We start from the raw sequence: 20,444 nt of genomic DNA, 5'->3' as shown, positions 1-20,444 counted from the left end.
TGCCGTTAATGGCAAGGGCTTAAATACTAAAGCTGTATCCATTCGCCAAATAACTGCTGCGCCTTGTCCCAATCGACCCCAAGGCCTCCGTACCATCCTGCCCACGGCATTTCCATGTCAGATCGGCCTCTCGTATTGTTCAACTGCAGTTCTCCGTTTACAATGTCTTCCCTATTGCTCCAACGATCAGCTTGAAGCTCCAGCACTTGATTGGGCAGGATGCCGACCGTTGCCAGTGATTGCAGGATACCCCGGCGCACACCCGCCGTTCCTTTAACCAGCTTCATGGAGGTTAGGCGTTTCTCATATTTACCTGGAGTCTCATCCTCCGGCGCCTCAGCGAGATTGCGGAGCAGCCGGTTAAAAACGGCAATATCCTCACTACTCGGGATTATAGGCTCATTCTTTATGATTTGCGCAAACTCGGTTATGTCCACATAGGCGCCTATTGGACTATTTCCATATGTATTCCCTAAGTGAATGGCATATCTAATATAGGATGCGTTTGTCCAGCCTTCATCGTTGTGGCTGAACCCGCACACTTTACAAAAGCGGAAACGTTCTGCTTCTTCATAACGATGCGGGCGGGTGTGAAGCATTTGGTGATAACTGGTCAAAGGGGAGATTCCACGTGGAAAGCTGCCTCCTACACCTGTGACAAAAGCGGCGGCAATTACCTTCCACGAAAGGTTTGCATTCGCCTGCATCGTGGTCAGGCTGTGAATCACAGAATCATGTGTGATGTGCCCGATATCATTAGCCTGCCAATGATGCTGTTCCAGCAGTTCCCGTTCGGCAGGAGATAGGGTATCCACCAAGTAGAGGCTTACTTCCCTCTCTCTGTCGTAATTGTAATTAGGATACTTGTACAACTTATTCAGTACTTTAAGCACTTTATGGTTCAAATGAGCTCACCTCCTTACCAGTTTTCTTATAGTTATACCAAATAGAACTGGTTCATTTCAAATAAAAAGGAAGAGGGGAGGGTCATAGAACTTTTTTCTAAAGCAACGAACCACGTAATTGCACTAGGCATATGATGTATTAGTTTATTAGGAAGGGAGTGTTAATTATGAGTTTTCAAACTGCAGGATATCAGCAAAAAGTTTTGTATCAAGCAGACAGCCAATCTGTTCAAAACTTAAAAAACATTAGGAGCCACCTACAGCATATATGCAAACAACATGGTAATCAGATTGTCAGAATTGAAACCCTGGACGGTCAAGTTTACGTCGGGAGAATTGTGCATTGTGACAGAGGCTTACTGTATTTCGCAGTTCCAAAGCAAGGAGGGCAGCGTGCTTTTTTCGGAAGTCCTTCTTACAGTAGTGATGAGATGATTCTAACTCTTGTCCTGTACGAGCTGCTTGTCATTACTTTATTGTACACATAACATAAATGGGAAAAGAGCCTCCATAGCGTAGGCTCTTGTTTTTTTTAATATTATTTTAGAACGTTCTCAGTACAATTACCAACAGAATGTAAAGTACCAAAATGACAGTAGTAGAAGTATACCCTCCGAATCCTGCACAACCACTCATTATTGTTCCTCCTTTGCTTTAACTTATACACCCATAATATGTATCTGTCCCTATCTCTGTAACGACTAATGCCTAATGTTTTTTTTTCTTAATCATTTTCCTCGCTCTTTATTAAACCTATATCCATCAATTTTTACAAAAATCATGTTATTTTTGCGATTTCAAGCCTTATACTTCCTTTATGAGTCACCTCACCCTGTCCAAACTCACATATCCTATACATAAAAGCATTCGGTTCATTCAGGAGGTCCAGTTTATGAGTACATATTCGAAGGAAGAAAAAAGCTGGATGTGGTACGACTGGGGTCATTCCGCCTACTCCATCATCATTTCGACGGCAGTCTTCCCGCTCTTCTACAAAGCAGCAGCTCAAGGTGCTGGCATCAGTGCCGCGGATTCTACGGCTTACCTGGGATATACTGTTGCAGTTTCGACGTTTATCCTTGCCCTGCTAGGCCCGATCTTGGGCACAATTGCCGATTACCAAGGGTTCAAAAAAACGTTTTTCGCCTGCTTCAGCTTGCTCGGTATAGTCGCTACCGCGCTGCTCACGTTTATTCCGAACGACAGTTGGGAGCTGCTGCTCATCTGCTATATGTTCATCGCGATCGGGTCGGCAGGCTCCAATGTGTTCTACGACGCGTTCCTAGTAGACGTCACCGACAACGAACGGATGAATAAGGTGTCTGCCCGCGGATTTGCGATCGGGTATATAGGCAGTACGATTCCTTTTATCATCAGCATTGCGATCATTCTTCTTGCTGAGCAAGAAATTCTGCCGATCTCCGTCACGGTGTCGAGCCAAATCGCTTTCTTCATTACGGCCCTCTGGTGGGGCATCTTCACCTTACCCATGCTCCGCAACGTACACCAGAAGCATTACTTGAACCGCGAGCCGCGAATCATCACGAACAGCTTCAAGCGCCTCTACGAGACCTTAAAGCAAATCAAGCAGCATCGTGCGATTTTCCTTTTTTTGCTCGCTTATTTTTTCTATATCGACGGCGTTGGAACGATCATTACGATGTCTACCGCTTATGGGACTGATCTGGGCATCAAATCGACTGATTTGCTCATTATATTGTTCGTCACGCAAGTCGTCGCTGCTCCATTTGCGATGTTGTACGGGCGTCTGGCGGATCGGTTCTCGGGCAAAACCATGCTATATGTCGGTATCTGTGTCTATATCATCGTATGTATCTACGCGTATTTCATGAAGTCGGTGTTCGACTTCTGGGTGCTTGCGATGCTAGTTGCCACGTCGCAAGGCGGCATTCAGGCGTTGAGCCGGGCTTACTTCGCACGGATGGTGCCGAAGGAGAACGCTAACCGGTTTTTCGGGTTTTATAATATTTTCGACAAGTTCGCATCGATTCTGGGACCTCTTCTAATCGGAGTCACCGCACAGTTCACCGGCCACACGAACATGGGAGTCTTCAGCCTTATCGTCCTGTTCATCGCAGGTATTGTCATTCTCATGCTAGTGCCGGAGCCGGGAAGGGGATAGGATGCCGGTTTGTCAGGCGGACGTCATGGCCGCAAGACGAGCAGATTAAACTAGTCAGCGTGATAGCGCGTATATTAAGAAGCTGAGCATGAAGGGTTAGGAGAGGACGATACTCCAATAAAACAGCGGCAGTCCGGGACATGATTTCGTCGTCCATGGCTGCCGCTGTTTCCTATAATTGGGTCAGACTGAGCTATGTACTCTTTAAGTATAAGAGTTTTTGCCCTCGTAATGGTCTTCCAAATAATAGTATAATGAGAACTTATAGGGCTATTATTGCTCTGCTAAAGTAGATTACATATCCATATTTGAAACATAAGGAGATGAGTTCATGACAGCAATTATCCCTACGGAACAAATCCGCATTATTGAATACGATCCTTCTTACGCTGGAGCGGTCGCGGAGATGTGGAACCGCAGTAACGAAAGCTGGGGCGGCGGCACCAACCACAGAACAGAAGACAGTGTGCGCAGGGAAATGGAGGTTTCGGCCAATCTTCATGTGTTTCTCGCTGTCGATGGCAAAGAGGTGGTCGGATTCTGCAGTTTTGCACATTACCGTCAAGACGAGGGAGCATTGTACGTACCGTTATTAAATGTGCGACCTGATTATCACGGTTACAAGGTAGGCCGTAATCTGATTTTGAACGCCGTCCGCAAGACCGTCGAAGCGGGGTGGCCGCGTCTCGATCTGTTTACCTGGGCAGGCAACACCAAGGCTGTGCCGATGTATAAGAAATGCGGATTCTTCTGGGAAAAGAATGAAGATTACGTCCATCTGATGAACTTCATTCCAACCGTTCTTCAGACTGAAGCGCTTGCTCCCTATTTCGAGGAGCTGGATTGGTACGCAGACAGCACCCGCGAACTTCCCATTCAGCCGGATGGCCGGCGGGAGCGTGGGTTTGATTTCTTTGATTATACTTGGCAAAAGGGAGAACTCTCCTTGCGGGCAGAATTCGAGAAGTCCGGTCGCGGGCTGACCGCTCTTGATACACCTGACTATGAGATCTCAACTGAAATAGACGATCATGATCTTGTGTTTGGCTCCGCTTACAAGATTCGTTATGTGATCAAGAATCGTTCTGCATCTGAACTCGCGATTGAGATCAAGGGCCAGAATGATAAGAACATCCGGTTTGACCTGTCTGCTGTACATACACTTGCTGCGGGAGAAACGGTTAGTGTAGAGGGTGAATTCGAGCTTGATCCGGTTCGGGAGGAGCAGAATGATAAGAAGACCCATCCGGTTGTGACGAGCCAATGGATCATCGGTGGCAAGCGGGCTGAGTTCCGCCTTGGCGTAGCTCCGAAATTTCCGGTCAAGATGAAGATTGCTTTGCCAACCCGGGAGTTGTATCCGGGCCTGCCGGCTGAGCTGTATCTGAACGTGGAGAATAACTTCGCCTCGGAAGCGGAGTTCGCTTTTGAATTGCCGGAGAAGGATTTCCTGCAGTGGGGTGAACGTGCAATACGCTTCACGGTTCCGGCTAAGAGCAAAGCCTCTATCCCGGTAGCCTTCACCCTGTTGTCCTACGGGCTTTACTCACAAGATATTGAAGTGACGGCCGTTCCAATTGGGCAAAAGGCGGTCACCTTCACAAGCAAACTATCCGTTCTAATGAAGGGAACGCAGGGCCGCTTCGGCGGGCAGGAGGGTGAACAGTGGGTCGCCGTGAACGGTGCCTTCTCGCTCCATATGAACAAGTCCGACAATGGAATGTGGATTGAATATCCCGGCTCCAGCCATAACTTCTGGTGGACCTTTCCGAAGCTAGGCAAGCCGTTCGCAGAAGAATTTTCTAAGAAGCAGGCTGTCAGCGTGAAGATCTACCCGGAAGGGGAGAGCCAGGTTCTCGAAGCGCTCTACGAGTCGGATGAATTCCCGGGTATGGAGATAACAACGGTGGCTAAGCTATTCGCTAACGGAATCGCTGAGTTTCATCATGAGATCTGCAATACCAGCAGCAAAGCATTAGATGATAACATGTATGTACTGACGAATTTCGGCTTTTTTGGCAAGCGGCTGATCCTGCCGTATCAGGGACATTACGTGGACATGGGCGATGCGTACGCCGGTGATCCGGGTCTTTGGGACAGCGACCAGGTCACGGAGAACTGGATGTTCTGCAAGGAAGAGAACGTCACCTGCGGAATTTGCTGGGACCCTTCGCTGAAGCTGCTTCGCCCGGAATACACGCTTGGGCTTGAGCATAACCTTGGGCAGATTTCCGCTGGAGAGATCGTGCGGACAAAGGCAACTGTGTTTGCACTAAACACCTTTCCCAAGTGGCCGGAATTCCGCGCCTTCGCCAGAAAGCAGAAGAATTCGGTTATCCCGGTGCTGGACGATCATCTGGAACTCACACTCGGCGGCGGAAATCCGTTTGCGGCAGGTGCGCTTCAGGCAGAACTACTCGAACGAAAGATGACCCCGCTTGCAGGAAGCCTTGAGCTGTTTATGCAAACCGATGGCAGAGCGGAGCAGAGAGCGGCTGGTATCGAGTTGCAAAGGGAGCAGGATATACGCTCTGCGGGCTTTGAACTCCCTCCTGAGGAAATTGGATCGCCGGGACACAGCGAATCTGGTCACAAGGTCCGGGTGGTCTATCGCGGAGAGGATCGCATTCAGGAGCGGTCGGGTCTCTGGTTCCCTCAGACGGAAACAACAGTTGTTTGCGAGATCGAAGAAGGTCCGGCGGGTCCCATTTATACGGTGAGTAACGGAGTACTCTCGATAGCGGCTGCCCCTCAGTTCGGAAGCGTGGTGCATTCCTTGAAGCACCAAGGGGAAGAATGGCTGGACAGCTCCTACCCGGAAGCCATTCCGCGTTCCTGGTGGAATCCTTGGTACGGTGGTCTCGGCGTAGGAATTTCCGGAATGGGTGGATTCAGCCGGCAGCAGGAGCCGAGAACCGCAGCGTGGGTGAAGCGGAAGGATGTTTATGGAAATGTCTGGAAAGGCCTGCGATTAACCACTTCTATCGAAAAGCAGGAAGCAAACCGGGGGATCATAATCAACCAGCATTACCTTATGCTGCCCGGCGTTCCGGTGCTCTGTATGCTGCATTCGGTAACCAACGGAAGTGGAGTGGTTCTGCCACAGTATTCGCTATCTGAGGAGAGTTACTTCAAGCCTTCACCTGTTTTTGCCGAAGGATGGATGGAATTCCCCGGGGAAGGCAAATTCCTTCTGGGGAAAGTGGAAGCTCAGCTGGATTCCAAGGGGATCTTGCGGGTCGGTGCGGTTTCACGTAAGGATATGCTGCATGTTGTGAATCATTACCCCAACCAGAGGGCTTCATTGTATGTGAACAATAAGGTGTTCACTCATGATGTGGATCATCATCTTCCACTTCTAAACGGAGAAACCGCTTGGACACAGCCAACCTTCTTGATCATGGGGGAGATCCCTCTGAATCCAGAGGATGTACGGGGCCTTCTGAAGCTGGCCTTTACCAGTCCTACTGACGAAAAGGAGAGCATAAATGCCGATCATTGACATACACATTCATCTGTCTGACATCGACAGCTTTCATCAAACAGCGGCGGATTTGTCCAAGGTCGATTACACAGCCGCTGGCCTCAAGGCGGAATTTGACAAGAACGGTGTAGTTCTCGGCATTGGTATGGGGGTCACGGAACAGACGAAGGGTGCTTTTCCTGACTCTGCTTCACCCAATCCGATGGGCCTTGATTTGGAAGCCAGTGTTCCGCCGTTCTTAATGGAATGCGTTGGCATCAACCCGAACATGCTCGCAGGGGACCAGGTCCAAGAGGAGCTTGACCGAATTGAAGCACGGCTGCAAGCTCCCGAGGTAGCGGGAATTAAGCTGTATGCCGGGTACTACCATCACTACGTTTATGACAAAATCTATACACCGGTCTATGAGCTGGCTGCCAAATACGGCGTGCCTGTGGTCATTCATACCGGCGATACGTATTCGATGAATGGATTGCTTAAGTATTCGCATCCTCTTACCGTAGATGAACTAGCCTACCAGCAGCGCGGCGTGAACTTTATGATCTGCCATCTGGGCGATCCCTGGGTGATGGACGCTGCCGAAGTGGTGGCCAAGAATCCGAACGTCTATGCCGATTTGTCCGGCCTTGTCGTCGGCGACCGGCCCCATTTTGAACGGTTTATGAACGAACCCTTGTTCATGGACCATTTCCGCCGGGCACTGGTGTACTCCGACCATTATGAGAAAATGTTGTTCGGCACCGATTGGCCGCTTGCCCCAATTGACCTGTATGCGGAATTCGTCCGCCGGCTTGTACCTGAGCAGCATCACGAGAAGGTGTTTTACGAGAATGCCTTTGGCTTGTTTCCGCGCATCCAGCAGCGGATTGCGGCGTTCTGATACTTCCGGGGACAACCCAGCCAGAGTGCAATGAGGTATAATTGAACAAGCTTTCCCCTTAGATCGTATGAGGGGATGGCTTGTTTTTGGTTTAAGAGAAATGTACGATTTTTTAAAACCGTATGGAGTTGTGGCGCTTTAGCCTTTATAATATGACGAGTATAAAGAATAAAGGAAAAGGTGTTAAATACATGAGCATATTAAACGTAGAAAAGCTGAGTCACGGGTTTGGAGACCGCGCGATTTTCACCGATGTATCCTTCCGCCTGCTTAAGGGCGAACATATCGGTCTGATCGGTGCCAACGGTGAAGGTAAATCCACCTTCATGAACATCATCACAGACAAGCTTCAACCGGACGAAGGTAAAGTTGAATGGGCTAAACGGGTGCGGACCGGATATCTGGACCAGCACGCGGTGCTTACCAAGGGACAATCGATCCGTGATGTATTGCGCGGAGCGTTCCAGTATCTGTTCGATATGGAACAAGAGATGAACGACATGTACGGCAAAATGGGTGAGGTGTCCCCGGAGGAGCTGGAGCAGCTGCTCGAGGATGTTGGAACCATTCAGGACACATTGACGAGCCAGGATTTCTATATGATCGACGCCAAAATCGACGAAACCGCCCGCGGACTTGGACTTACAGACATCGGCTTGGATAAGGACGTCCATGATCTCAGCGGGGGGCAGCGGACTAAGGTGCTGCTGGCTAAACTGCTGCTGGAGAAGCCGGACATTCTGCTGCTTGACGAGCCTACGAACTATCTTGACGAGCAGCACATCGTGTGGCTGAAACGGTATTTGCAGGAATACGAAAATGCCTTCATTCTGATCTCGCATGACATACCGTTCCTGAACAGTGTCATCAACCTGATTTACCATATGGAGAATCAGGCACTGACCCGTTATGTGGGGGATTATGACTATTTCCAGCAGGTGTACGAGGCGAAAAAATCGCAGCTTGAATCTGCATTCAAACGTCAGCAGCAGGAAATCGCAGATCTAAAGGACTTTGTTGCGCGGAACAAGGCCAGTGTGGCTACGCGGAATATGGCGATGTCCCGGCAGAAGAAGCTGGACAAGATGGAGGTTATCGAGCTCGCGAGGGAAAAACCGAAGCCGCAGTTCAACTTTAAGGACGCGCGCACTTCCGGCAAGCTGATTTTCGAAACGAATGAACTTGTGATCGGTTACGATTCTCCGCTGTCCAGACCGCTGAACCTGCGCATGGAGCGGGGACAAAAAATAGCGCTCGTCGGTGCGAACGGGATCGGGAAGACGACGCTGCTGCGCAGCATTCTCGGCCAGATTCCGGCGATCTCCGGTTCGGTCAAGCTCGGCGACCTGCTGGAAATCGGCTATTTCGAGCAGGAAATGAAGGATGCGAACTACAACACCTGTATTGAAGAAATTTGGACCGAGTTCCCGTCCTATACGCAGTTTGAAATTCGGGCGGCTCTTGCTAAATGCGGCCTGACGACCAAACATATCGAGAGCAAAATCACGGTCTTAAGCGGCGGCGAGAAAGCCAAGGTCCGTTTGTGCAAGCTAATCAACCGTGAGACAAATCTGCTCGTACTTGACGAACCAACCAACCATCTCGACGTAGATGCGAAGGACGAGCTACAGCGTGCGCTCAAGGCGTACAAGGGCAGCATTTTGCTGATCTCCCATGAGCCCGAGTTTTACCGCGATATCGTGACAGAAACATGGAACTGCGAATCGTGGACGACAAAAGTGTTTTAAACAGCCGGCAACAGAGCTGGTCTGAACGGTGACCCGTAAGATGGAAACTTTGAACATCAAGTGACCCTCTTACGGGTCATTTGTGTTTTTTACAGTATACAAATTGATACTATCTGCCGCATAGTGCTGCAGGAGCTTAATTGGCTTTTACTTATAACAACAATAATATATTTAAATTCACTAATTTTTTATTGAAAAACGATAAATTATGTGCTAAAGTCATATTAAATTTAAACATAAGTGAGGGGCTTTTTATGAAACTAGGAACAACACTCTTTTTAAAGGCAGCAGTTATTCTGATTGGAATCCCGGTTCTGGCTTTGTGCATATTTCTGGTACCTGAGATCGCGAATTTTGCAGCAGAATTGTATCCGGAGATGACGTACATCCAATTTCTCGTTTATCTCGATTTATATGCATCGGCGATTCCTTTCTACATTGCTCTGTATCAAGCTTTTAAACTTCTGGGCTATATTGACAACAACAAAGCTTTCTCAGAATTATCAGTACGAGTATTAAAAAATATAAAATACTGTGCAATTACAATCAGCAGCGTGTATGTGGCAGGCATGCCACTCTTCTATCTCATAGCGGAGAAGGATGATGCCCCTGGAATCATAGTCATCGGATTGATTATTATCTTTGCCTCCATGGTGATTGCCGTTTTTGCTGCTGTTCTCCAAAGCCTTTTAACAGAGGCGATTGAACTAAAATCTGAAAATGATTTGACAGTCTGAGGTGAAAACTATGGCGATTATAATCAATATTGATGTGATGTTGGCTAAGCGGAAAATGAGCGTAACCGAACTTACGGAGAGGGTTGGAATCACGATGGCTAACCTGTCTATATTAAAAAATGGAAAGGCAAAAGCAATTCGCTTTTCCACTTTAGAGGCGATTTGTAAGGCTTTAGAATGTCAGCCTGGCGATATCTTAGAATACAAAAGTGACGAAGATACTAATTGACCTGAAATGTCTAAAAATAGTTCAATGGAGCTTCTGCTGATGTTTTGGCGGGAGCTTTTTTGAAAGATAAGAATTTATAGGCTTCAGGCTATAAATTATCCTTCTATTTCTCGCTGAAACGGATACCGTCCTTTTGAGGACGGTATCCGTTTCCACTTGGTTGTCTTAAATTTGTGTAAACGGTTAGTGGAGAGGTTTTCTGTCAACTAGTTGCAGAGAAGTAGAGGAATAGAACGTCTAACAAAATGAAGAACGTTAAGATTTAAATAAAGAGCGTTGCTCCAGGCAGCAGCTTCTAATGACTTGGGGCTGTGCGGAGTATGGAATAATACGAACAAGAAGAGGAGAGACAATGAAGAACTTATTTAGGAGAAAAGGCTTAGCACTAGCAAGTGTAATCTTGCTTATCATTATCATTACTGCCGCTGTTGACAGGGGCGCGTTTGGAACGTTGTTTACGGAAGGGGAATATGATACTGAGGAGCATATGGTAGAGACCCTTATGGCCAAAACAGCGACTCCAGGAGTAGCCATAGTCTCATCCAAGCAGGGCAATACAGATTATAAAGTATACGGATACGCAGATGTTGACCTAGACAAGAAGGTCACTGAAGAATCGTTGTTTGAATTGGGATCAACGACCAAGGCGTTTACAGCTCTGGCTATTATTCTGTTGAAAGATGAGGGGGAACTGGCTTATTCGGATACTGTCTCAGAGTATCTTCCCCGTTTTGTCCCAGCCTTTCAAGGAGAGAATGTGGATATTACAATTGATCAGCTGTTAGCTCATACAAGTGGGATTCCGTCTTGGAGTATAAAGTTAATTCCTGAAGGAACTACTGAGAATCTGCTTGACGAAACCATAAATAAGATTTCAGATATTTCATTGGATACATACCCGGGGACAGAATATCAGTATGCAACTGTAAATTATGATATTCTGGCGATGGTTATTGAGAAAGTTACAGGTACAAGCTATCAGAATTATGTAACTCAGAATATACTGGTACCGCTAAAAATGACGGACAGTTATTTTTCAACAGGTCAGGAACAGAAACCGGATCAGCTTACCAGAGGATACCGGGTGTTTTTCGGCAAAAGCTTTCAATATGATGCCCCCAGATATTATGGGAATATTGCTGCTGGATATTTGGTGACGAATATAAAGGATTTGGAGCATTGGATGAATGCCCAATTAGGAATGGGTGATATCCCGGATGGTCTGAGGAGAGCTATTCAGCAATCTCATGAGGTGGACCTCCAAACCGCTGGATATGAAGAGGAGAACCAATACTATTCATACGGTTGGAGTAATGATCCAGAGGAACGGGTGATTAGTCACAGTGGAAGTAATCCTAATTATTCCTCACATTTTATTATTGATATTGAGAAATTTGAGGCCGTATTAGTATTAACTAATTTAAATTCAACTGCACCATCGCTGATTGCACATAACCTGCATGAGAATATGAATGGTAATCCTATAAATAAATTTACATACGATGACAGTTACATATTGCTTGATTTGATCTTTTCGTTCCTGGCCTTACTAACAGCCATTAGTTTAAGTCTTAAGGTGATTAAGCTAGCTGGAGGAAGCAAGCAAAATAAAAAGGTTGAAAAGACAAGGAACAAGAGACTTATAGTAATTATTGTTATTATCCTAAGAGCGATGTTGCTGGTATTGGTTATGTTCTGGCCTTATCTGTTAAACAATAATTACTACATGATTAGCGTGTGGATGTCGTATTCACTATTCCTATGGATGGGGCTTGTTTCACTTAGCTGCATGTTATCGATTATATTGAATTTGAAAAAGCTAGGAGTCCTTAGGAGCAATTTGTCCTAGCTAAGCCTGAACCGGTCACCCATTTGCTATCAAGTAGCATTACCGGTTCTGCTTTCCTGGTTCTGTGCTCCACGATAATGTGAAGTATCACCCAGCAAATCGATGTGTGGTATTCCGTCTATTACTTGTACTTTACATAATGCAGTGGAGAAAATATCCGGCATTTCCCCGATTTCCCGTAGTGATTTATTGAGAAAATGAGCCATAATGACTTTCAAGGTCATTCGGTGTGTAACAATGAGCAGCTTCTGTCCCGGGTTATCGTTAAGGATGCACTTAACAGCGGGAATCACTCTTTGTTCTAGCTGTTCATACGTTTCTCCTAAGCCTATAGGAACATATAGATCAGGACTGGTGAAAAATTGAGCATATTGCAAGGGATAATCTTGCTCTATTTGCTCGGTTTTCATTCCTTCCCATATCCCCATATTGATTTCCATCAGCTCATCCAACTGTTGAATAGGCAGCGTTCGATTTCCCCTCAGAATTTGCGCAGTGTGGAATGCTCTTAGACTGCTACTTGAATAGATCGCGTCTAAGTTCTCTCCCTCTAAACGTTCCTTCAACCATTCAGCTTGCTGCTTTCCCAGGGTAGTAAGAGCTGAATTCTGATGCCCTTGCATTCTTTTCTGCAAATTCCATTCTGTCTGCCCATGGCGGGTTAAATATAATACGGTTTCTGTCATGTTCGAAGCCTCCCTTATTTATAGATGTAAGTATAAAATAAGAGAATATAAATAAACATTATATAATAATTAATATTCATAATGTATATTTATAGTTGCGAATTCCTGTTTGCACAAATACAGCGTTCCATTCATATCGTTAGGAAGGTATTCAGATGAACTTTCATGTATTGAGATTGTTTTATTACGTGGCGATAACAGGTAGTGTAACCAAGGCTTCGGAGCGATTGCATATCAGCCAGCCCGCGATATCCGCACAGATTCGTAAGTTTGAACGGGAGAATAATATTACATTATTAGAAGTGAGAGGAAAGAGGATGGCGCTCACACCACTTGGACACAGGCTGATCCAGCCACTTGAGAAACTGTTTGCCATGGGTGAACAAATAGAGCAAATGATTGAAGATTATCACAAATTTCCGATGGGGAATATCCGTATCGCAGGCAATTACCTTGCTACAAGCCTGCTGATTCCTAGATGGGCATCCTTATTTAAACAACGGTTTCACGACCTTGGAATTCAGATTTCAACCGCCAATTCTTACGAAACTATGGGGAAACTAATTAACTTTGAAGCGGACGTGGCTATTTACAGTGATATGGAGTTCCCTACACATAATACGGGAAACTTTGAGTATCGCGAATTGTACAAGGATGAGTACGTGTTTGTGGTTTCTTCCGAGCACCCTTTTGCCAAGCAGCAGATCTGCCTTGAGGACGTGGTATCTGAGGCGTTTATTATGAGAGAGGAGGGTAGTGCGGCCAGAGAGAGACTGCTTCGGCTGTGTGAAGACAGAAAAGTAGCGCAACCCAAGATCGAACTGCAATTTAATGGTGTGAACGAGACGGTTCTGGCCGTGATAGCCGGTTATGGAATTACCTTTGTTTCTTCCTTGTTGGCACAGCCTTATCTTGATCAGGGGACGTTAGCCAAGGTTGAAACAGGAGACGCTGTGACCAAGCATTCCATATGGATGGCCAGCAGACCCAAGGCACAGCAGGAAAGTTATGTTCAGTCGTTCGTTGCACTGGTCATGGAACAATTAGAGAAGTAGTTGCTTGAACAGAGATAAAAAAACTCAAGAAGTTACCGAATTCTTTAGATCTATTTGATCTAAGCGTAATAAGAGAAGACCGTTCCTGATAAGGAGCGGTCTATTTGTAGTGGTGTCTATGGGAAATGGAAATTTAACTCTTGAATGCGGGTTGGTTCACTAATTGCACCAGCTCAAGCAGCAATGCTTCTTCCGAGTGAATGATTTCAAGCATTTTCTTATGAATTTTGCCGCGTTGTGCCGGTTTGTTACCCGAACACATCACCTTTATCATAAATTGATTCACCATATTCCACGTCTCCCCGGCAATCCGGTAGCCCTCGGCAACGCGGGTAAGCTCAGACACTTCTTGATCAGCGGAAATGGCACTCAAGAAGAGGCTGTACCTTATCCGGGTGATCGGAAGGGTATTGGCAGCCAGCAAGAAATAGGCACTATATTCCCCGGGGTTCTCTGCGATTATTCCTGTCTCGAGGTAGGCATCAGCATAGGCTCTTAGATGCTCCGCAACCTGGAGCGGCTGGATTTCATGCTCTTGATTCAGCAGCGTATGCTCAAGGGCAAGGCGCCATTGCCCAAGGGGGCGTGATGGTTCGCACAGGCTGAACTCTGCGAAGAAATGGCAGGCGGACTCCCATTCATCCAAATCCACCGCTTCCAGGGGGCGGCCGTAGTAGCCATCCGTTAAATAAATCTTCCGGCTTGAACGATCGACGCCTACAGCCAGACAAGCGTGTGAAGTATGCAGCTTACGGTAGGCCAGACACCAGGGGCAGCTATAGGAATCGAATCCTACCAGAACAGGCATGCCGCCAGCGAGCCGCTTCTCTAGCATATCAAGCAGAAAAGACTTGTCCATCGCCGATTCTTCCCGGTTCACATATGTAAAATTTATCCCATGATAAGCCGCCAGATACTCCTTGCTGATTCGCGGAGTAGATACCCGGTCGATGATGGACTGTTCTGAAGACTGTTGTTGCTTGAAGGAGAACTGCCAGGCATTGCCGTACATGTACTTGCTGTCTTTACCCTGCCATTCAGCCACTGATTGGATACAGTCATCGATACAGCTGCGAAGCGTAGGGTAGGGAGTGCTTTTAACGGGCAGGATGTTCAGCATAACTTATCATCTCCTTGCCAGTTGAGAAATGGCTGTGCCCCCAATTGCGGTAATTCCCCGGTGTCATCCCGCTGTATTCGCGGAACAAACGGTAGAAGTATTTCATATCTCCAATCCCGACCTCAAGCGCAATCTTCTGAATGCCAAAGTCTGTGAACATCAGCAGTGCACAGCTGTATTTCATACGAATTTCCTGAAACAGCTGGATATAGGATTTGCCGGTCTTCAGCTTGAACAGTCTTTGAAATTGGCGCGAGCTCATGGAAATATAGCGGCTGATCTCCTTCAATGAAATTCTCTGTTTGAAATTACTGACCATATATAAAATTACATCATGCAGCGGATCATCTGCCTGCTGTAAACGGTCTGAGAAAGGAACTCCCGCACAAGGCTCGACAATCCTTAGAAGTTCAAACAATAAGGGGTACAGCCTCAATGGATCTGCCGACGGGCTGTTGTTATGTAAGTCCTGCATGTGGCGGAACAAGGCCTCCAGTTCCATTCCCTGCTCGTGGTAACCGAACCAGGACTTCTGTTCTTCCAGCAACCGCAATCGGCGTTGCTGTTCTTCATCGAATGGCCCCGTGAAGAGCGCCGGCAAAGCGGCAGGAAGCTTGAACACCTCAGGACTCAGCATACAGTTCAGGATCCGCAGCGGCTGTGTTCCACTCAGATCCCGGGGCTGGAACACATGGGATACCCCAGGCGGGATGACAAACAGATCGCCCTTTGCAACCTGTATTTTGTCCCCGTCGATAAGCTGAATGCCCTCTCCCTCAAGCACATATGCGATCTCCATGAAATCATGCTGGTGGAGAACAGATGTGAGTGATTCTTCGGTCAGCAACACTTGAACCGGTGAATTTGTGTCAAATAGATATTCCCCAGCAACTACCGGAAAAACCTCCATAGACGAACCTCCGTTTCAGCTAGAAATAGAAGAATAAGTAAGATTAGTAGTCTGGAATCCATCTAGTATAACTGAATATTTTGGCGCATTCAACCATATATTAACAGTATTAAATTTGGTATATTTTTTTCATTCCATCCAAGTAATCACACAGAAAGGAGTATACACATGCAGCAAAAAGTTATTGAAATCATAGCGGAAATTAAGGAGGATCCGGCGTTGTTGCAAACGCTTGACGGCAGCTCCGATTTGACGATTGACGCTGCTCTGGATTCGCTCCAGATTATTAATTTTATTCTTAGGATCGAAGATGAGTTCAATGTCGAAGTTGATTTCGATACCTTTGATCTGGAGCATTTGAAATCGGTAGACCGTTTCACGGGTTATGTTGCCGGACTTACCGGACAATGAAGACTACGGTGCATTGCGGCAGCTTTGAGTCGGAACGGTACTGGCGGGAGAAAGACCTCGCCGCGCTGCCTTCCATTCCCGACCTGAGCGGGATGTCTATTGTGCAGGCTATGGATGAAATGCTGTTTGTATTCTGCGGCAGCGGCGATGTGCTGCTGACCCGTTACGGCATGGACAAAGCGCAGGCCGATTATTTGCATTCCCTCGGTTACGCATTCACTACAAATGTGTATCCGATGACATTGCAAGAGGAAGGTGCTGCTCAGGAGAGTCTGAATATATTTGAGCTGCTGGACAGACTGGACCCGGAAGGCCCATTAGCCAGGATGATACCCGGGGGAGCGTCTCTTTCCCCCTTTGCCGTGCTTCCCGGAACACAGAATGCCCTAAGGCGCTACCGCCTTCAGCCCGAACTGCCGGACGAGCAGACGGTACGCAGCGTGAACACCAAATCCTACTCGATAGCGATGCGGGACCGCCTGTCGTTGCCGAACGTAGGGTTAGCGGTTGACAGCGTCCAGGAATTACTGCATACCGGACTGCAACTGCTGGAGAAGGGCCCATTCCTGATCAAAGATGAGTATGGTGTTTCCGGCAAAGGAAACCAGCTGGTAGATTCCGAGCGGACCCTGCGCAGAATTGCCGGGTATCTGGAATCCGGCAGGAATAAGGAGAAGCGAATCCGCTTTGTGCTGGAGCGGCTGCTCGACCGTGAAATGGACTTCTCCTGTCAATTTCATATTGATCAAGCAGGTGCAATCTCCATTGTGTCTGTGCAGCAACTGGTCAACAATGGGTTTGCCTTCGGAGAATCACAGTCTCCCGGCAAACCGCTGCTGGATAGGCTGGAGCAGGAGAATTATTGTGAAATCATGCACAGTATAGGGAGAAAACTCTACGAGGATGGCTATTATGGCGACGTCTGTGTGGATTCGATGCTGCTGCGCGACGGCTCAATTGCGCCTCTGGTCGAGATTAATGCACGAAAATCGATGAGTCTGATCAAGCACAGCGTAGACCGGTATCTGAACCGGGAAGACATCCATACGGTTCTGGTTCAAGTTCCGCTGGTTTCTATGGGGCAAACCTCTTATGAAGTGCTGCTGCGGAATTTGGAGCAAGCGAATATTCTGTTCGGCGCGGGAAACGGGGAAGGCGTAATTCCTTTAACTTCAGGTACACTTCATCCGCCGGGCAAGGAGCACTCCGCAGGCACCAAAGGCAAGCTGTATGCGGCGCTCGCTTACCGCGATACTGCGCATAAGAAGGAGCTGTCGGTCAAGCTGGACGAGGCGCTGCAAAGCAGCGGATATACTATTTTGCGGAAATGAAGGGAAGCAGCCAATGAAGGATACAGTGACGATACTATGTTCTGGCTTTGGGCTGGGCTTTTATGTTCCTGGCCTGCTGATTGAACGGGCGCTGAAGGTTTTGGGAATCAAGGCGGAGGTGGAGGTCTTCGAAACCTTAATGTTTGAGGATAAGAAGAAGACGACAGATAACAGCCGCAAAGCTTACAGGGAGAATTTTGCCGTGGCGCTGACTTCGCAAAAAATACCGGGGGATATCCGCAGCAGCCTTGACCCCACTGTGGTCAAAGCGTTATTTGAACGCTGGCGTGGGGAAGGAAGGCAGCATTTCATTACACTCTCCGGACACTGGGTTCATGTACTGGACATGTACCGGGAAACGGCGGCTTATGAAGTCTTGGCCGATTTGCTCTATATCGATGCGGACCTCTCTCCTTCCTGGAAGAACCTCCGCAAACTGAACCCCGGGTATGCGCAGGGCTACCATGAAGTGAACATGTATGACCTTGTGAATCGGAAGGTGCTGTGCAGAATGGACACGGGTATCGAGCCGCTGCCCATGCCAGCAAGGAATGGCAGATTGGTTGTGCATGGCGGAGGTTGGGGAATCGGAACATTCCGCGAAAAATTTTCTGAGCTGGAGGCAGCGGGCTACCTGCTTGATATAGCTGCTTACAGCAATGAGGAGATTGGCGAAGAAATCCACGGAAGACACTACTATATGAATGACCCGCAGTGGAGGACATGGCTCCGTGACAGCAGCGGACACTACTGCTTTCCTCCCTTTGCCAAGGTGAGCGGCAGCGGGGAGAACCGGTTCCCTCCTTGTCATAATTATCCAGAAGGCATGTATGGTGTTATCCGCCAGGCCTCCGCAGTCATCAGTAAGCCGGGTGGTGGTGCCTTGGTCGATTCACTGTCTTCCGGGACTCCGCTCGTGCTGCTGGACCCGTTCGGTCCCCATGAGCAAATTAACAGTGATCTCTGGGTCGAGCTTGGCTTCGGTATCCATTATGAAGAGTGGAAGCAGGCTGGCTTTGACCGTGAACTGCTGCGGGGGTTATCGGAGAACATCCTAACATCCAGAGAACAGTATCCTGATTATGCCAAAAGCTATGCAGAACGTCTGTATGCAGCAGAAGGGAGAAGCTAATGCAACCAAGCAGCAAAGTCGCGCTGGACGCCAAGTCCTTTGAAGCGCTGAAACGCACCATCAAAAATGTCGTCGTTCCGCATAGAGAGCGGAAGCTTGATCCCGGCTTCAAGACAGTGATGCCGGAAATTATGTCGCTCAAGCTGACCAACCGTTGTAATCTTCGTTGCAAGCATTGTTATCAGTGGAATGAATCCGGCTATCACCATGATATGGACAAGACCGAACAGAATCTCGATATGAGGCTGGATATGATCCGCGAACTGCTGGAGGAGACCGATGAAGCACAGTCCAGACTGTACTTGTGGGGCGGAGAGCCGTTGTTTCACCGCGATACACAGCAAATTCTGGAGCTCCTCCAGGCGCACCCCAGAGATACGACGATTTGCACCAATGCCCTTCTTCTCTCTAAATATGAAGAGGAGCTGTGTGCGATCTCGGACAATCTGGAACTGCTGATCCCGATTGAGGGCTTCGAGGAAGAACATGATCTGCTGCGGGGAAAAGGCTCTTTTCAAAAAGTGGTCGAGGCTGTGGACCGGCTGCTTGCCTTGCGGGAGCAAGGGAAGTTCAGAGGCAGAATATCAGTGCATAATGTGATCAATGACAATATGATCGGCAAGCTGTACGAAATGGTGGAATTCTTCGAGCAAAAGGGTGTCGATCTGGTGCTGCTGTGCTTCCCCTGGTATATATCCACAGAGACCAGTCTGGAAATGGACCGGTTCTATGACGAACACTTCCAGTGGCTTGCCGAGCTGAGCCCGGACCACCGCAGCAGCTGGCATGCCTTCAAGTATCATATCAAACCTGACAATGTGGTCAGGCTGACGGAAGACCTGAAACGGATCAATGCCCACACCTGGAAAAATACCCGCATCCGTTACCAGCCGGGACTGGACTTCGATGAGATCGAGGATTTCGTGGCCGGCAAGCCGATGGCGTCCCGCAGCAGCTCGAAATGTCTGGCGCTTAGCACCCGGGTCGATATTGCCCCGAATGGCGATGTAAGCGCCTGCAAGTTCTTTTCCGAGTTGTCTATTGGCAATGTAAACGAACAATCCCTAACGGATATTTGGAACTCCGAGCGTTATGACCGGCTGCGGAGGACTCTGGACGAAGGGTTGTCCCCGGCCTGCTCTAAGTGCAATGTGCTGTACCTGAATACCTATTCGGCACTGACACATGTATGAGGACTGAAGGCGGGGCAGCGCAGTCTGAAGACCCGTATAACCATTCCTGCCAAGGACCAACATTCCGGGAATTACCGCAGCATCAAGTCAAAAGGCGGCGGTGCCTTTGCTGACCTGGGCTGTTACTGGCTACAGTTCGTGGCGAACATAGAGGGGCTTCAACATGTGCAAATCTCCGGGCAGTCGCAATTTGACGGTCCGGACGGCTGCGACTGGACCTTTCAGGCTGCGCTTAAGTATGACAGCGGGCTGGATACGGAATGTCTGATCTCCTTTGAGCTGCCTTACCGCGCCTCGCATACCCTTTATTTTGATCAGACGGTGCTGACGGTACCCGATTTTTTACGGCCGCTCAAAGGATTCTATCCTATGAAAATACGCCATGATCTGCCGGATGACCGCAGTACAGTTCAAAATTTTGAGCCAATGAATTATTACGTGAACCAGCTTCGAGCTTTCGCTGAAATAATGGATGGGACCCGTGAAGCTGGACTGGAACGTTCCTTGGAACGGGTAACTCTTCAAGCGCGAATGATGGCTGTGGCCCAACAGGCCTGGAGCTATAGGTAAATAAGAAAACAGTCTGCATCCGGTGGCCAGAGTTGCTGGTCTAGGGATCAGACTGTTTTTG

Annotated in this window: 19 protein-coding genes; 14 read left to right on the top strand and 5 right to left on the bottom strand. The window is 48.0% G+C overall.

Annotation, left to right across the window (positions count from 1 at the left end; genetic code table 11):
- Positions 1–26: 26 nt before the first annotated feature.
- Positions 27–905 carry a hypothetical protein gene (locus NST07_RS21275; RefSeq protein ID WP_341094185.1) on the bottom strand — a complete coding sequence of 293 codons (879 nt, stop codon included), beginning with the start codon at positions 903–905 and terminating at the stop codon, positions 27–29.
- A gap of 167 nt (positions 906–1,072) precedes the next feature.
- Between NST07_RS21275 and NST07_RS21270 the strand changes: the two genes are divergently transcribed.
- Positions 1,073–1,393, top strand: coding sequence for a hypothetical protein (locus NST07_RS21270; RefSeq protein WP_076114330.1), 321 nt, complete (start codon positions 1,073–1,075; stop codon positions 1,391–1,393).
- Between the two features lie 55 nt (positions 1,394–1,448).
- On the opposite strand, the gene NST07_RS21265 is transcribed toward NST07_RS21270, so the two are convergent.
- Positions 1,449–1,541, bottom strand: coding sequence for a YjcZ family sporulation protein (locus NST07_RS21265; protein WP_231578298.1), 93 nt, complete (start codon positions 1,539–1,541; stop codon positions 1,449–1,451).
- Positions 1,542–1,797: 256 nt separating this feature from the next.
- Here NST07_RS21265 and NST07_RS21260 point away from each other — a divergent pair, with 256 nt between their 5' ends.
- The 7 genes from NST07_RS21260 (at position 1,798) to NST07_RS21230 (ending at position 11,975) form a co-directional block, all read left to right on the top strand.
- Complete coding sequence (locus NST07_RS21260; protein WP_341094184.1) at positions 1,798–3,048, top strand: MFS transporter; 1,251 nt, start codon at positions 1,798–1,800, stop codon at positions 3,046–3,048.
- 331 nt (positions 3,049–3,379) lie between these two features.
- Entirely contained in the window at positions 3,380–6,550 is a 3,171-nt protein-coding gene (locus NST07_RS21255; protein WP_342480132.1) for a GNAT family N-acetyltransferase, read from the top strand.
- The gene (locus NST07_RS21250; RefSeq protein ID WP_341094182.1) at positions 6,537–7,412 is read left to right on the top strand and encodes an amidohydrolase family protein; all 876 of its coding nucleotides are present in this window, start codon (positions 6,537–6,539) and stop codon (positions 7,410–7,412) included. The genes NST07_RS21255 and NST07_RS21250 overlap by 14 nt, the downstream gene beginning before the upstream one ends.
- 191 nt (positions 7,413–7,603) lie before the next feature.
- Positions 7,604–9,160: an ABC-F family ATP-binding cassette domain-containing protein gene (locus NST07_RS21245; RefSeq protein ID WP_341094181.1), complete on the top strand. Its 1,557-nt coding sequence runs from the start codon at positions 7,604–7,606 to the stop codon at positions 9,158–9,160.
- A gap of 254 nt (positions 9,161–9,414) precedes the next feature.
- Complete coding sequence (locus NST07_RS21240; protein ID WP_342480131.1) at positions 9,415–9,897, top strand: DUF2975 domain-containing protein; 483 nt, start codon at positions 9,415–9,417, stop codon at positions 9,895–9,897.
- 10 nt (positions 9,898–9,907) lie between these two features.
- Complete coding sequence (locus tag NST07_RS21235) at positions 9,908–10,126, top strand: helix-turn-helix transcriptional regulator (protein ID WP_038593853.1); 219 nt, start codon at positions 9,908–9,910, stop codon at positions 10,124–10,126.
- 352 nt (positions 10,127–10,478) lie between these two features.
- Complete coding sequence (locus NST07_RS21230; RefSeq protein ID WP_342480130.1) at positions 10,479–11,975, top strand: serine hydrolase domain-containing protein; 1,497 nt, start codon at positions 10,479–10,481, stop codon at positions 11,973–11,975.
- A gap of 29 nt (positions 11,976–12,004) precedes the next feature.
- Here the strand turns inward: NST07_RS21230 and NST07_RS21225 are convergent, their stop codons facing one another.
- A complete protein-coding gene (locus NST07_RS21225) occupies positions 12,005–12,661 on the bottom strand; it encodes a histidine phosphatase family protein (RefSeq protein ID WP_341379021.1) in 657 nt (218 codons plus the stop codon).
- A gap of 155 nt (positions 12,662–12,816) precedes the next feature.
- Here NST07_RS21225 and NST07_RS21220 point away from each other — a divergent pair, with 155 nt between their 5' ends.
- Complete coding sequence (locus tag NST07_RS21220; RefSeq protein WP_341094177.1) at positions 12,817–13,716, top strand: LysR family transcriptional regulator; 900 nt, start codon at positions 12,817–12,819, stop codon at positions 13,714–13,716.
- A 133-nt stretch (positions 13,717–13,849) separates the two neighbouring features.
- Here the strand turns inward: NST07_RS21220 and NST07_RS21215 are convergent, their stop codons facing one another.
- Both NST07_RS21215 and NST07_RS21210 read right to left on the bottom strand, forming a co-directional pair.
- Positions 13,850–14,836: a hypothetical protein gene (locus NST07_RS21215; RefSeq protein ID WP_342480129.1), complete on the bottom strand. Its 987-nt coding sequence runs from the start codon at positions 14,834–14,836 to the stop codon at positions 13,850–13,852.
- Complete coding sequence (locus tag NST07_RS21210; RefSeq protein ID WP_342480128.1) at positions 14,814–15,746, bottom strand: AraC family transcriptional regulator; 933 nt, start codon at positions 15,744–15,746, stop codon at positions 14,814–14,816. The genes NST07_RS21215 and NST07_RS21210 overlap by 23 nt, the downstream gene beginning before the upstream one ends.
- A gap of 168 nt (positions 15,747–15,914) precedes the next feature.
- Here NST07_RS21210 and NST07_RS21205 point away from each other — a divergent pair, with 168 nt between their 5' ends.
- From NST07_RS21205 to NST07_RS21185, 5 genes are all read left to right on the top strand, one after another.
- Positions 15,915–16,157: a phosphopantetheine-binding protein gene (locus NST07_RS21205; RefSeq protein WP_341094174.1), complete on the top strand. Its 243-nt coding sequence runs from the start codon at positions 15,915–15,917 to the stop codon at positions 16,155–16,157.
- Positions 16,154–17,488 carry a hypothetical protein gene (locus tag NST07_RS21200; RefSeq protein WP_342480127.1) on the top strand — a complete coding sequence of 445 codons (1,335 nt, stop codon included), beginning with the start codon at positions 16,154–16,156 and terminating at the stop codon, positions 17,486–17,488. Before NST07_RS21205 ends, NST07_RS21200 begins: the two co-directional genes overlap by 4 nt.
- A gap of 13 nt (positions 17,489–17,501) precedes the next feature.
- Positions 17,502–18,620, top strand: a complete 1,119-nt coding sequence (locus NST07_RS21195) for a UDP-glucuronosyltransferase (protein WP_341094172.1) — start codon at positions 17,502–17,504, stop codon at positions 18,618–18,620.
- On the top strand, positions 18,620–19,813 hold the full coding sequence (locus NST07_RS21190) for a radical SAM protein (protein WP_341379016.1): 1,194 nt from the start codon (positions 18,620–18,622) through the stop codon (positions 19,811–19,813). Before NST07_RS21195 ends, NST07_RS21190 begins: the two co-directional genes overlap by 1 nt.
- A gap of 138 nt (positions 19,814–19,951) precedes the next feature.
- On the top strand, positions 19,952–20,383 hold the full coding sequence (locus NST07_RS21185) for a hypothetical protein (protein ID WP_342480126.1): 432 nt from the start codon (positions 19,952–19,954) through the stop codon (positions 20,381–20,383).
- The last annotated feature ends 61 nt before the right edge of the window (positions 20,384–20,444 follow it).

This window comes from Paenibacillus sp. FSL L8-0340 (assembly GCF_038593145.1).
Classification (GTDB): domain Bacteria; phylum Bacillota; class Bacilli; order Paenibacillales; family Paenibacillaceae; genus Paenibacillus_AQ.
This window is presented reverse-complemented; position numbering and strand designations above follow the sequence as displayed.

Coding starts and splice junctions, on each gene's coding strand:
- NST07_RS21270 (WP_076114330.1), top strand. CDS start 1,073: ATGAGTTTTCAAACTGCAGGATATCAGCAAAAAGTTTTGTATCAAGCA.
- NST07_RS21265 (WP_231578298.1), bottom strand. CDS start 1,541: ATGAGTGGTTGTGCAGGATTCGGAGGGTATACTTCTACTACTGTCATT.
- NST07_RS21260 (WP_341094184.1), top strand. CDS start 1,798: ATGAGTACATATTCGAAGGAAGAAAAAAGCTGGATGTGGTACGACTGG.
- NST07_RS21255 (WP_342480132.1), top strand. CDS start 3,380: ATGACAGCAATTATCCCTACGGAACAAATCCGCATTATTGAATACGAT.
- NST07_RS21250 (WP_341094182.1), top strand. CDS start 6,537: ATGCCGATCATTGACATACACATTCATCTGTCTGACATCGACAGCTTT.
- NST07_RS21245 (WP_341094181.1), top strand. CDS start 7,604: ATGAGCATATTAAACGTAGAAAAGCTGAGTCACGGGTTTGGAGACCGC.
- NST07_RS21240 (WP_342480131.1), top strand. CDS start 9,415: ATGAAACTAGGAACAACACTCTTTTTAAAGGCAGCAGTTATTCTGATT.
- NST07_RS21235 (WP_038593853.1), top strand. CDS start 9,908: ATGGCGATTATAATCAATATTGATGTGATGTTGGCTAAGCGGAAAATG.
- NST07_RS21230 (WP_342480130.1), top strand. CDS start 10,479: ATGAAGAACTTATTTAGGAGAAAAGGCTTAGCACTAGCAAGTGTAATC.
- NST07_RS21225 (WP_341379021.1), bottom strand. CDS start 12,661: ATGACAGAAACCGTATTATATTTAACCCGCCATGGGCAGACAGAATGG.
- NST07_RS21220 (WP_341094177.1), top strand. CDS start 12,817: ATGAACTTTCATGTATTGAGATTGTTTTATTACGTGGCGATAACAGGT.
- NST07_RS21215 (WP_342480129.1), bottom strand. CDS start 14,836: ATGCTGAACATCCTGCCCGTTAAAAGCACTCCCTACCCTACGCTTCGC.
- NST07_RS21210 (WP_342480128.1), bottom strand. CDS start 15,746: ATGGAGGTTTTTCCGGTAGTTGCTGGGGAATATCTATTTGACACAAAT.
- NST07_RS21205 (WP_341094174.1), top strand. CDS start 15,915: ATGCAGCAAAAAGTTATTGAAATCATAGCGGAAATTAAGGAGGATCCG.
- NST07_RS21200 (WP_342480127.1), top strand. CDS start 16,154: ATGAAGACTACGGTGCATTGCGGCAGCTTTGAGTCGGAACGGTACTGG.
- NST07_RS21195 (WP_341094172.1), top strand. CDS start 17,502: ATGAAGGATACAGTGACGATACTATGTTCTGGCTTTGGGCTGGGCTTT.
- NST07_RS21190 (WP_341379016.1), top strand. CDS start 18,620: ATGCAACCAAGCAGCAAAGTCGCGCTGGACGCCAAGTCCTTTGAAGCG.